Source organism: Chlamydia pecorum E58, from assembly GCF_000204135.1.
Lineage (GTDB): Bacteria > Chlamydiota > Chlamydiia > Chlamydiales > Chlamydiaceae > Chlamydia > Chlamydia pecorum.
Genome location: NC_015408.1, coordinates 444,666 through 457,684, shown reverse-complemented (window position 1 = coordinate 457,684; position 13,019 = coordinate 444,666). Strand labels below are relative to the sequence as shown.

The following is a 13,019-nucleotide window of genomic DNA, read 5'->3' as shown; positions in this document are numbered from 1 at the left end:
AAATGCTTGCCACTATACACAACTCCTCGTAAAATCTCTCCTAAAAGTAGCCTCTGACCAAAGTATCATGCATGTCCCCTTATCCTTATTGCAAACATACTTCTCTGCGCCCTTACGTATTAAGGATCTTCTCAGTGCGTGCGATCGTATCGGCATAGAAGCCGAAGTGCATATTGAAACGTCTGCTTCCTTTTCTTCTGTCATTACAGCAAAAATTTTACAAGTTTGTCCCCACCCTAATGCAGATAAACTAAAAGTAGCAACCCTCTTTGATGGTTCTCAAGAGTATCAAATTGTTTGTGGAGCACCAAATTGTCGCGAGGGAATTGTCGTTCCCCTAGCCCTACCCGGAGCGAAACTTACAGATTCCCAAGGGAACGTTCTTACTATAAAAAAATCCAAAATTCGCGGAGTAGAATCTCAAGGGATGTGCTGTGGAGCAGATGAGCTCGGCCTTCCTGAAGAACTCGTGACACACGGCCTTCTTGAGCTTGCAAACGACACTCCACTAGGAGAGGATGTCGCAACAATCTTTAGTGAAACCATCTTGGAGATTTCCCTCACTCCTAATTTAGGCCACTGCGCCTCTCTTTTTGGACTCGCAAGAGAAATCTCCCATGTAACCTCTGCAGCTCTTACTCTTCCTAAAGAGTTTTCTTTGCAGCCCATGCCATTACAAGAGGTCCCTTCACGAAATGATTTTTCCGTATGCCCGCTCTTTTGCTATATAAAGATTTCAGGGATTCCCCCTGCGTCTCCTTCTCCTGCACATCTGCAGAATGCCCTGCGCTCTTTAAAACAGAAATCTGTCAATGCCCTCGTAGACGTCACTAACTACCTTATGTTTTCTCTTGGGCAGCCTCTACATGCCTACGATGCGCGCTCTGTACATGTAGGCTCTTTGCACGTACAATATACAGAGTCTGCATGTTCCCTAACGTTGTTAAATAACGAAACCGTCATGCTTCCTAAACAGGTTCCTGTAGTGTGTGATGATGAGCGGATTTTAGCTCTTGCTGGTGTGATGGGAAGCTTAGAGAGCGCCGTTTCCGATGAAACAACAGAAATTATTTTGGAAGGGGCCTACTTCCCCTCAGAGGTCTTACGGGCTTCTCAAAATCTGGTCCCAATACATTCAGAAGCTAGCTATAGATTTTCTCGTGGGGTGGATTACAATAACGTTGTTCCTGCGTTTTTTGCTGCGATACACTACTTGAAAAAGATGTTTCCAGAAGCAGAGTTCTCCCCAATTTATGTGATGGGAGAAGCCCAACGTACGCAAAAAACTCTCCTCCTAAGAGCCTCTACAGTGGAAAGAATCCTAGGAGAGACGCTGACAACAAAAACCATACATGCAAAGCTCAGCTCTTTGGGATTCCCTATCCGGGAGGAAACAGCAAAGCATCTTCGCGTAGAAATCCCTTCGTACCGCCACGATATTCAAAGAGAAATCGATCTTGTTGAGGAAGTTTTTAGAACACAGTCTTGGCATGTAGAAGCTCGTAAGCCTACGCCATGCTATACCTCTATTTATAAATTAAAACGCCACCTTGTGGATCTATTAGCAAACTCTGGCCTTCAGCAATTTTTCACTTGTGATCTTTTAAAGCCTGAGCTTGCAGCTTTATGTGATGCGGAGCACCTCATTACCCTCCAGGGCTCTAAGCATGCGACAGCCCTAAGGCCTTCCCTACTTCCTGGACTATTAGAAAGCACCGCGACAAACCTTAACAGACAAGCAGGGGGAGTGTACGCTTTTGAGCTAGGAGCAGTATATAAAAAAGTTGCCTCCCAATACCAAGAAACTCAAACGTTAAGCATTCTCCTTTCTGGGCAAGCAGAGGCTCCCTCATGGCTTCCTTCTCAAGGGCCCCTTTCCTTCTTCTCAATCAAGAGTTGGATAGAAAAGATCTTAAATCACCTGGGGATCTCTTCTCAAGCTTATACTCTGGAACCCAGCAACCACGCATACTTCCATCCATACCAACAAGGTCTTCTGCGTTTGCATAAGCATACCCTGGGAATTTTAGGGACAGTACACCCCAAACTTACAAAAAAAATGCAGATCAAACATCCTGTATTTTTTGGAGAGCTCTCTGTGGACCTTCTCAACCAGGGACAAAAGAAAACTTCTTCTCAGTACGTCCCCTATCCGATTTACCCCTCTTCGTTCCGGGATGTGACTCTTGCTGTCCCTGAGGAGCTCCCCGCAGATGCCTTACGTAAGGAACTTTTACGTAGCCCTTCCAAATGGCTTGAAAGAGTTTCTATTATCAGTATATATCAAAATAAAGCTTCCTCGAATCAGGAAAAGCATGTCTCTTTACGGTTAGTATTTCAAGATCGCAAGAGAACATTGTCAAACCAAGAAATAGACGAAGAGTATGAGCGCTTAGTTTCTGGACTGACGCAGCGGCTCAAAGATAAAGGAATGATCCTCACATGAAACACGTATTTTTTTGTATTCTACTTTCACTATCGAGCTCTGCATATGGTTCTGCTCGTAAAAGTGATCCTTCTGTCATGAAAGAGACCTTTCGTAACAACTATGGTATCGTAGTTTCCGGAAGAGAATGGACAAAACGAGGATGTGACGGCACCATTACGAAAATACTAAAAGATGGATCTACTTTACATGAGGTTTATGTAGGGGGGCTACTTCATGGAGAGATAACATTAACCTTTCCCCACACAACAACGTTTGCTGTAGTAAAGACCTATGATCAAGGGAGACTCACATCATACAAGACGTTCTTTCATAATGGCCAGCCTGCCCAAGAAGAGCTTTTCCATGAGGATGACTCCTTCACAATAACACGTTGGCCCGACACTAAAGATAACAATACCATCACAGATCCTTATTTCGTAGAAACGACCTATCAAGGAAGGGTTCTTGAAGGAAACTACCGTTCTTTCAATGGCAAGTACGCCTCTACTATCCATAATGGTGAGGGTGTACGTTCTATCTTTTCCCCTAATAACGACCTTCTTGCTGAAGAAGCTTTTTTCGAAGGTGTGATGGTAAAAAGAACTACCTTCTACCCTAACCGAGATCCAGAAACAATCACGCATTTCGTCAACGGTCAGCCTCACGGCTTGAGATTAACGTATCTCATGGGAGGGATTCCTAACACTATCGAGGAGTGGCGCTCAGGAACTCAAGATGGCACGACAACAACGTTCAAAAATGGCTGTAAGACCTCTGAAATTTCCTTCGTCAAAGGGCAAAAGGAAGGCATAGAGCTGCGTTATAATGAGCAGAACGTCATTGCTGAGGAGGTTTCTTGGCGCAACAATGCCCTTCATGGCATGAGAAAGGTCTATGCTGGAGGAGTTTATAAGTGCGAATGGTACCATCGTGGGCGTTTGGTTTCCAAGGCGAAGTTTGAGCGTCTCAATGCTGCAGGGTAAGTCTCTCTTTCTATGAACGACAGCCTTCTTGTCTCTAAAGAGCTTAAGGACTCTTTAGCTCAAGCTTGCTCTCAAGGGGTTCCGATAGCAAAAACTCCTCCCTTGCAATTGATCGTACACTTTCATAACAGCTATATTGTAAAGACAGAGCTTACTGTAGCGCCGATATTTTCGTGCTTATGTTTGGGGGCTGCATCACACAAAGCTATGGAAGAGGTTCTTCTATGGTGTGCAAAATATGCACAAAAACTTCCCCCAAAGAAGCCTTCCTCCTATATCAACATAACCACCCTCCCAGAAAAACGTCGGGAAATTCTCAACGCTCTATTAAAGATCCCTTTTGGCGAGACCCGCACCTATGGAGAGATTGCTACACAGACAGACTCCCATCCAAGAGCCGTAGGAGCCGCCTGCAAGTCCAACCCATTTCTTTTACTGTTCCCCTGTCATAGGGTGCTCGGCAGCCGCCAGGAGCGCAATTATGTGGCAGGAAGCCAGATCCAAGAGACCTTACTCAACTTCGAAGCTCAGGGTTAATCCTGGACACGGGGATCTAAGGCGTCCCGAACTCCATCTCCAATTAGGGCAATCACAACAAGTAGTACCGTAAGCATAAATGCTGGAGGCCAAAGAATCGCGCTTTCTGACGGGAACCCTGCAACGCCCTCACGCATAAGATTGCCCCAAGATGCGGAGCTCTCTTCTCCTAAGCCTAAGAATGTCAAACCCGCTTCGCAACTAATCATGGCCATTATAGAAAAGGGCAACAAGGAAATCACAGGGACTATCGCATTAGGTAAAATCTGATGAACCATAATGTGGTAATGACTATAGCCTAAGTTTCTTGCTGCTAAGACATAGGCCATATTGCGCTGCTTTAATGTCTCCACGCGGATATATCTGCTAAACCCTGTCCAGCCGAAACATCCTAAGAGGACAGTATCTAAAATTAAGGATTTCTTCTGTGTGATAGAAATCACAAGCATCAAGATAAATAACATCGGCATAGTTTCCCAGATTTCCGTGAAACGTGACAAAGCCATATCTACAGCACCACCGAAATACCCCGAGATCAACCCAATAATGATCCCCAAAGTGAATGCAATTGCAACTCCTATTCCACCTACAACCAAAGCAATCCGAATGCCAAAAATTAATGAAGACAATAAGTCCTTGCGGTTGATTCGTGTGAGCTGCCACCAAGCAACATGCTTGTTCATCTCTCGAGATCCTCCTGCGTCATCTTCCCAATGGAAACAACTAAACAAAGGATGTAGCAGGATCTTCATATTCTGGGACTCCTTCTCTATCCAAGCAAGCTTATCTCGGATGAAGTTCTCCGCCCCTTGTAGCTTAGCATGTTCCTCCAAAATCTTACGGACCTGCAGTAAGTTCTGACGATAAGGCTCTGCAGTCCTTTCTATATCCGCATATGCCTTGATAAGACTCTCGGGCTGTTCCCATTCATGATACAAAGCAAGGTTCAGTTCGTGTTGAATGCGAAGCAAAGACATTAAATAAGGCCTATACTCATCTATCACAAATTTCCACGAACAAAGGACATCTTCGTGAGACTCCTGAAGTTTCTGCAGCCTGTGCTGTAGCCTCTCCAGACAGATCTTCTCATTCTTCTTTTCTAAATTCCGCAATGTTGGCATGGGCATATTCCGCAACCCTTCAAATGCCACACGATACTTCTGTACTGCCGCATCTTGCCGCTGACGATACGCAAACTTTATTAAAATCCCCAGCTGCTCATACGTACTCATATACCGCCGTTCCATTTCCCAGGTACGGATATCCTTGGGCATTATGGTTACTGCTTCGATATTTGTCCTAGTCATGTTCTCTTGGATCTTCTCCGCACGAAGCTTCTTCAAGGAGGCACTCGCAGCAGGATCTTGAACATGCCCTGAAAGAACCCAAGCAAAGCCTACGCACTGCCCAATCATCAAACAACATAACACTACCTTACGCACCCATCCCCGCAGGAACTTAAACGACAGCACTACGAAGGGGAATACCACCATGAACACATTAAAAAATAGATCTAGGGGCTTAGTGTAGAATCCAGGGAAAAACAAATATCTAAGCAAAGGAGAAAAGGTTTCTGAGTGCCACCGCACTAGCAAAGGCTTGCTACTGGCAAATATAGGAGCATAGATCCCCACAATGGCGATGCAGACAAAGCACTTCCATGCTAAAGAGGCAGAAAGACTCTTGCGATACGCCAAACAGAACCTGCGGAAAAAAGAAACAGAAGGAGGCATCTTTTTAGATCCTCCTACTATCAAATTGCACTCGGGGATCTAAAATTACATAGAGAATATCCCCTAAAAGATAGCCTACCAGGGATAATGTCGACCCGACAAATACAGAAAACAACACTACATTGTGATCTCGATTTAAAATCGCCTGGTAAAAAAATTTCCCAAAGCCATCTATATCAAATAAGGTCTCTACAACCAAAGCTCCTCCTAAAAGTGTTCCTAAAGAAGAAGCCAGAGACGTCACTAAAGCCGCAGCAGCATTTTTCCCTACATGCTTCAACAGAATCTCCCTAAGGGGGATCCCCCTCGCCTTTGCTGCACAAATATACTCCTGCCCCAAAATTTCAAGAAATATCGATCGGCTCAATCGTGACTGTGCAGCGAAGGCGCCATAACTCACAGCACAAAATGGCAAAAAACTATGTGCAAGGATGTCCAAAAGCCTCCCAAATGAGCTCAACTCATTAAAAACCTCTGGGGAAGATTTCAAACCACTATACGGCATAGGGATCGAGGTAAAGGGAATATTTCTATTGATCACAAAATTATCTAAAATCCAAGGGACCGCAACAAACACAGGAATCGAAAAGAGAATTAAAAAGATAAAGTTTAACCCATGATCTATCCAATGATTCCTTTTTAGTGCCATGATCATTCCAAACACCTGACACAATACAAACCCAAAAACCATGGGGAGCACAGAAAGAGTTAGTGAACAGTGTAATCTCTTAATGACTTCTGAAATTACAGTTTTATGTGAGTCGTTGCGCAACGTCCCAAAGTCTAACCGACAAAATTTCGAAATATAACGGAAAAAACGCGTCTCAAAGAAAAAGATCTTCCATTTCTGCTTTGCCGTGTAAGAAAAGGCCTCCACCCCTCCTCGTTCCTTAAACCATTGCTTCAATACTTGGAGCTTTTCTTCAATATTCTCTTCAGATAGCTGCTTTACTAATAAAGAGTTACTCTTAGAGACCTCCTGATTATACTTCCTTTGCTCTGGAGTTAAGTTTACTCCTACAAAGCCCTGAAGTATACCTCCACGAATAAACAGATCTGCAGCAACATGACGATAAACTAACGGCTGAGAGGAATCACTAGCTTCAAATAACAATATCGGCATGATAAATTTCGCCCGATCCCCCCATAAGATCTTTAATTGCGAAAAACTCTTCTTTGAAGTTTTGTTCCCTTGAGAGCTCCTGACTATCTCCTCAATACCCAGCTTCACCTTTTTATGAGGGATTCTCGGGCGAGCATTAAAAAATATCGGTAAGGTCAAGCCATAATGCTCACGAAATTGCAAATAGCGATCAGGGCCCTTATACGTTCGAATTTTATCTGACTTTCCAGCCTCTCCACGAGAATCTACAGCCTGATCTTCGATAACGTCTCCAGGAGCAGCATTCAAAATGATAAAATTAATAGAAATGATCGCGAATAACGTCAGAGGAATCAAAATCAAACGTTTTAAGATATACTTAAACACTTGTCCTCCTATCTATCTACCCAAACCATCTGAAGGTTGACAGTTTCATCTTGAGCCTCAGGAATCAGATCTTTTCGTGCAGTCGGGATAAAGACGTTTTTCACATAATCCTTATAGAGCAATGAAAACTTTCGAGAGAAGAGAAAGGCATAAGGAGCTTCCTCATGGATCACCTCATGGAACCGATGATACAAATACAAACGCTCTTGAGGATCATACTCATAACTAAGCTTTTCTATAATCCTATCCGCCTCAGCATTACAAAATCCCACAATGTTTGCTGAGCCCTTTTCCAAGGCTCCCTCGGAATGCCACAGCGCCCTGGGATCTTCAGGAGGTGGACCTAAAGACCACCCAAGCATAATTGCATCAAAACTCTTTTCTTCAAAAGCTTGAGAAAGATCCGCCGTATCTAAACCAAGTAAACTACACTCAATCCCAATCTCTTTACACGCTGTGGCGATATATTCTGCTATCGTCCTTCCCGTCAGGCTTTTTACAAAATAAGAAAGACGAAACTTAAAGGGAACTATAACCCCATCGATTACCTTTTCACGAATCCCATCGCCATCAGAATCTATCCATCCTTCCTCTTCAAGCAGGCGTGCAGCCTCCTCTGGAGAGTAATGCCATCCTTCCACACAAGGATTATATGAAGGGGAGCAAAAAGCAAATGGCCCCGTAATCGTATAGCCACGGCCATCTAAGCACTGTTCTATGATTCTGTCTCTATCTATTGCCATGTTCATAGCTTGGCGCACTTCACGACTCTGGAAGAATAACGACTGACAATTCCAACCTACATAAGTATAACAGCGGTCCGAAGCAACCAACTCACGGATTGCCTCACCCTTTGAGACCTGCTTGCTATACGCAGCACTTTTCATAAAGGATTCAAGGTTATCTCCCTGATTTGGGGGAAGATAGACGATGTCTAACTTTCCTGCTTTAAAATCTTGAAACAAAGAGTCTGAGCTATCTTTGAAATAAATAGACCGCTTTTCTACAAGAGCCTCTAGAGGATCATAGTGGTCGGGATTACGATAAAGAACTACCTTCTCATCATCCATCCCGCCGAAATAAAAAGCTCCACAACTGACAATGTAATTATTTGCCCAATGTTTTGAGAAATTCTGTGCCCACACGGAATCTTTGCGATAGATATCCGGATCTTGGCTATCTTGAATGATCTTTTCCCCATTGGCAAAATACTGATAAACAAAACAAGGTAGCGGTTGCAAACTCAGAGTATTAAAGAATGCAGAATATAAGACTTTCTTTTCTTCCTCACCCTTTTCATTAATTACTGTTCGCGCTCTCCAACGGACAACAAATTTTAGATCATCCTCTACGGAAACAGAAACAATATCTTCAAAATACGACCGCAAAGCTACAGCACGCATCTCTGCTAAATAAGGGTTCATCACAGCATCATAATAGAACTTAAAATCATGAGCCGTGAGCGGATGAGGTTTGGAAAAACTCTCAGCAAGCTGCACATGTTTAGGAAATAAACTTGCATCAATCCCATGCCAATAGACCTGAGGACGCAAATAAATATGGAACTCTTTATCTCCAGAGCCATCTTCAACATCATGCTCTTCTATTTTTAGAGCCAGCCCTGGGCAAAAAACTTCATACTTCCCTATGTGCGCATTTGCTAATGAAGGAATACAATGCTCATATAAATTCACAATATAATCAAACCCATTAAAGGGACTTAAATTCTCAGGTTTTCCTACATGTGCTGTACGCAATTCTCCCTTGGGAGCAAAATCTGCACTTAATAAACCTGGCAATGTCTGCTGTCTATAGGGATCTAGCGATAATAAATTAGGATACTGAAAATCTCCACATAATGCCGCCCTCAACTCATCTTCAGAAACATAAGAGGGAGCCGCAGGAGATGCTACTGTTGCTTGCAGAGAAATTTGCTTCACTAGTCGCGCAAGCTCTCGGATGTCTTCCTGAACGTGCTGTATGCTCTTTTTGACACTTTTTACATCCTTTTCGAGCAAATCAGAAGACCAATACAAAAGAAATAAAGAAAAAACAACAATGCCTTTCACAAGTTTATCTAATAGACATCTACTCATATATAGCACATCCCTTGATCAAGCTCCTTTAGCATTCTCATTGCTTCAAAAGTCCAGTTCCTAAGCCTTCAAACCCTTTAGGCCTAAACCAAAATAATGTACTATAGGGAAAGAAACGCACCTAAAAAAATAAAAAATTATGAATTAGAAAAAGAAATATAGAAAAGAAAAATAGACGAGGAACTCGTCTATTTTTTTTATAAAGAATACCCTTAATCTTGGGATTCAGCATCAGGAGTTTGTTGGTCACCATTGTTACCGTTGTCGCCTTTTTCTTCTCCATTATCAGGATTGCCACATTCTACGTTTTCACAAAAATTAGCAAATAAAGAAGTTTGTACACCAGGAACAACAAGAGCTAAAAGAAGTGTTAATATTAGCTTTTTCATATCAATTCTCCTTGTTAAATTGCTCCGCGCCTACATGAAGTAAAAAATCGTGATTAAAATCCTTCAATAAGATCCCGCGGAAACAACGATTTCAATGAATTATATGAAAATAGGAGAATAGTTATCAATTTAAAAACTAACGTCAATTTATGAACGTAGTTTTAGGTTTCTCCGGTAATAAATATACACCACACAACAACACTAATATTCCTAGAATTAAAGAACCAAGAGCTACAGCTACAGGCTCTAATCCTAAAGCTAAACACCCCTGAAAAAAGCTGGCAGAGAAAGGCGTCGAAGTAAATACAACATACACTGCGACAGAAGCCAATAACGATGTCAGTAATCCTATAATCGCTATCGCACAAGCAATCTCATGCCGCGTGCGTACGGAAAACCTCGCTCGCCAAGAAATGCTCATCCTATGAAGAAATGCGGCTTGATCTACAGGCTCAGTATACACTCTATCCACTTGTACCTAGAAAGCACTAAAACCATTAAATTATAAATAAAAAAGCAAAAAAAAAAAAAACTAATAACTATTATATTCTATTCCGTAAAATTTAATTAATCTTTGAGATTTTTTGTAATCTCTTTTCTTTAATTCCTCATAAATACGCAAACCTTGCGCATTCATCCCTTGTTGGAAGTAGAGAATCCCTAGTTTTGACATAATTTCCACATCATTAGGTTTGAGTTTCAAGACGGCTTCGTATTCTTGAATTTCCTCTAAGGGCATTTGCAAATCATGGTAGCTGTAAGCAAGTTGAGCATGTACCCAGGCATTCCCTGGGGCATATTCATTTAAAATTTTAAACTCTTCAATCGCACGCCGTGCAGAAGCAAAGAATTTCTCCTGAATATCTTCTCCGTATCTTCCTGGGGGCACCCAATAATTTGCGTCAAATTCGGGATATTTCCTAGGGTCTGCATAGAGCCCAGAGAGTGCTACGTAAGCATCTGCTAGGGAGACATGAGCTCCTAGGTCTGTAGGAATCATCTGTACGACTTTAACATTGGCTTCTATAGCTTTTTGTAATAGACATTCTCGAAAAGCAAAGCAGTCTTTCCAAAAGCAAAAACAACTCATCTTCCTAAGAAAATCCTGTCTGGGGAGGAACTGTATGAGGCTAAAGACTAATGTGTATTCTTGATTTTGTAAATTTATAGAGAGTTTTGTTGCTGCGGCAGCTTGATGAGAGAGCTCCTCTATTGCAGAGTGTTTCCCTTGCATTAAGGGAACAACTTCTTGAAGGTACTGTGAAACCATCTCTTCAAAATCGTCTAATTTTCCAGAGAGAAAATACAAGCGAATCACGAGAAAGATAAATAGGGTAAGGAAAAAGCAAGCAAGGCAAAATGCTGGGACTAGTGTTTTCCCTGAAAACAAAAAGAAGTATAGAAATACGACAAGCTCAATAGCCATCAGTACGATGGCAACACAAAAATATACGCTGTGGCGCAAGAGATATTGATGTAAACGTCGGGTTGTTTTCTGACATAAGGCTTCGACACCTGCATGGAACTTTGAAGTCTTCATGAATCACTAAACAGAGAACAAAAATTTAATGGAAAATTATGTGATTCCCCGTTTAAATGCAACAGATGAGGAAATAGCTGTCCCTAAGGTTTCTATGTCTCCTTCCGCGTACATATTAGCAAATTTCGGTGGCCCTCGACATGCTGAGGAGCTGGGAAGTTTTCTCACTTCCCTTCTTACTGATAGAGATGTTACGGGAAATTTCCTCCCCGACTTTCTCCATAAAAAGTTATTTTCCTTTATTGCCAAAAAACGGGTCTCTAAGGTTCTCCCTCAATACCTTTCTTTAAAGAACTGGTCCCCCATTTACCAAGACACTGAAAATCTTTCCCAAGCGTTACACGGTCTTTTAAAGGCTCCTGTGATTCCATTTCATCGCTACTTACCTGCAACACATCATACCACATTGGAAGCTCTACATACCCTTCAGCCACGCTCCATTATCGGAGTCCCTCTATTTCCACATTTTACGTATGCCATGACAGGGAGTATTTCTAGATTCTTCACTCTTCACGCCCCGCAATATAACATCTTATGGATCTCACAGTTTGGTTCGCATGATGCGTTCATCTCTTGCATGGAGGCCCATGTAAATAGCTTTCTTGACATGCAGGGGATCCCTGAAGAGAACTGCTGCTTCTTATTTTCCGTACACGGCCTTCCGAAAAGAATGGTCTCCCAAGGAGATCCTTATCAAAAACAGTGTGAGCACTCGTTTTCTCTACTTTCTTCTCGTTTCCCTAAAGCAGAGAGTATCTTATGTTACCAATCAAAATTTGGCTTTGGGAAATGGCTCTCTCCCTTATTAAAAACGCTAAGTTATGAGCTGAAAAGCCAAAAACCTTACGTTCTTATTCTCCCTTTTGGCTTTGTTTCTGATCACCTTGAAACTCTCTATGAGATCGAACATGAATACCTTCCTATTCTTAAATCTCGAGGTTATAAAGCCCTGAGGCTTCCTGCCATCTATAATGCCTCTTCATGGCCACGCACCCTTGCACAAATTATCTCTAGCTCCTTTCCTTCGGAATCTGAGCTATTGATTAAATAACCTCGTTAAGGTAGGCGGTTTGCAGTTCTTATCATCTGATATTTCCCTGACCGTATACTTTTTGCCAGGCCTAAATTAAACCCTTCTAGCAAATCTTCATTTGTCCCTTTTAGTACCGCCAACCTCAGGCCATCTTCATTTAATGGCTCGGAGATAATCTTCAGGCGATCCTTATATGCTGTTTGGATTAATGCCGTAACTTCAATTACAGGGGCTAAAAGTGCATCATAACAGTTAGAAACAAGAGATTCCAAAGCAACAGGGACATGTTGATACAAGTGAATGACCGCATCAGGGATGTCTTGGGCAATAAGGACGGAAGAATCAAACTTATACACCCCAATTAAACGCCCTTTAAGGTCGTTTATAGATTTGTATGGAGAATTTTCTTTAACAACCACAACAGGACCGGTTAACAAAATCGGCTCAGAAAACTGATAATGATCTTGCATTTCTATTGTGGGTAAAATCGATGTGAATGCCCCTTGGGTCTTCCTGTCATCTAGGTTTTCAAAAAGATGAATCCAATCTTGATTGACGATGATGATATTTAAGCCTTCACGATGATTTATCTCCGCAACCAAATCATTTAAGAACGCATTAATACTTGAAGTATAAATTCCAAATTGCTTAGGGAACCATGTCACATCACGCCCTACAGGCTGTTCTTTCTGATGTCGGGAACATCCGGAAAAAACAACACTTATAGAGAGAAAACACAAAATAACACTGAGCTTCCAGGAAAATCTAAATTTCAAAATGATGCCTCTTTT

General features: G+C 42.1%; 11 protein-coding genes. 4 read left to right on the top strand and 7 right to left on the bottom strand.

The window, feature by feature from the left end:
- The first annotated feature begins 67 nt into the window (after positions 1–67).
- The 3 genes from pheT to G5S_RS02085 are packed head-to-tail and all read left to right on the top strand — an operon-like array spanning position 68 to position 3,948.
- Positions 68–2,446, top strand: a complete 2,379-nt coding sequence (pheT, locus tag G5S_RS02095; RefSeq protein ID WP_013712528.1) for a phenylalanine--tRNA ligase subunit beta — start codon at positions 68–70, stop codon at positions 2,444–2,446.
- A complete protein-coding gene (locus G5S_RS02090; protein ID WP_013712527.1) occupies positions 2,443–3,411 on the top strand; it encodes a toxin-antitoxin system YwqK family antitoxin in 969 nt (322 codons plus the stop codon). Before pheT ends, G5S_RS02090 begins: the two co-directional genes overlap by 4 nt.
- A gap of 12 nt (positions 3,412–3,423) precedes the next feature.
- Positions 3,424–3,948: an MGMT family protein gene (locus G5S_RS02085; protein ID WP_013712526.1), complete on the top strand. Its 525-nt coding sequence runs from the start codon at positions 3,424–3,426 to the stop codon at positions 3,946–3,948.
- Here G5S_RS02085 and G5S_RS02080 read toward each other — a convergent pair.
- From G5S_RS02080 to G5S_RS02060, 6 genes are all read right to left on the bottom strand, one after another.
- Complete coding sequence (locus tag G5S_RS02080; RefSeq protein ID WP_021756365.1) at positions 3,945–5,681, bottom strand: ABC transporter permease; 1,737 nt, start codon at positions 5,679–5,681, stop codon at positions 3,945–3,947. The two genes, G5S_RS02085 and G5S_RS02080, sit on opposite strands and share 4 nt — an antisense overlap.
- A 4-nt stretch (positions 5,682–5,685) precedes the next feature.
- The gene (locus G5S_RS02075; RefSeq protein WP_013712523.1) at positions 5,686–7,170 is read right to left on the bottom strand and encodes an ABC transporter permease; all 1,485 of its coding nucleotides are present in this window, start codon (positions 7,168–7,170) and stop codon (positions 5,686–5,688) included.
- Between the two features lie 8 nt (positions 7,171–7,178).
- Positions 7,179–9,266 carry an ABC transporter substrate-binding protein gene (locus G5S_RS02070; protein WP_013712522.1) on the bottom strand — a complete coding sequence of 696 codons (2,088 nt, stop codon included), beginning with the start codon at positions 9,264–9,266 and terminating at the stop codon, positions 7,179–7,181.
- Between the two features lie 212 nt (positions 9,267–9,478).
- Positions 9,479–9,655: a hypothetical protein gene (locus G5S_RS05010; protein WP_013712521.1), complete on the bottom strand. Its 177-nt coding sequence runs from the start codon at positions 9,653–9,655 to the stop codon at positions 9,479–9,481.
- A 142-nt stretch (positions 9,656–9,797) separates the two neighbouring features.
- Positions 9,798–10,076, bottom strand: coding sequence for a hypothetical protein (locus tag G5S_RS02065; protein WP_042280649.1), 279 nt, complete (start codon positions 10,074–10,076; stop codon positions 9,798–9,800).
- A 111-nt stretch (positions 10,077–10,187) separates the two neighbouring features.
- Positions 10,188–11,195 carry a tetratricopeptide repeat protein gene (locus G5S_RS02060; RefSeq protein WP_013712519.1) on the bottom strand — a complete coding sequence of 336 codons (1,008 nt, stop codon included), beginning with the start codon at positions 11,193–11,195 and terminating at the stop codon, positions 10,188–10,190.
- Between the two features lie 94 nt (positions 11,196–11,289).
- On the opposite strand from G5S_RS02060, the gene hemH reads away from it, so the two are divergent.
- Positions 11,290–12,246 (top strand): ferrochelatase, encoded by a 957-nt coding sequence (gene hemH, locus G5S_RS02055; protein ID WP_013712518.1) that lies wholly within the window; start codon positions 11,290–11,292, stop codon positions 12,244–12,246.
- Positions 12,247–12,251: 5 nt separating this feature from the next.
- On the opposite strand, the gene G5S_RS02050 is transcribed toward hemH, so the two are convergent.
- Entirely contained in the window at positions 12,252–13,004 is a 753-nt protein-coding gene (locus G5S_RS02050; protein WP_013712517.1) for a transporter substrate-binding domain-containing protein, read from the bottom strand.
- Positions 13,005–13,019 lie beyond the last annotated feature (15 nt).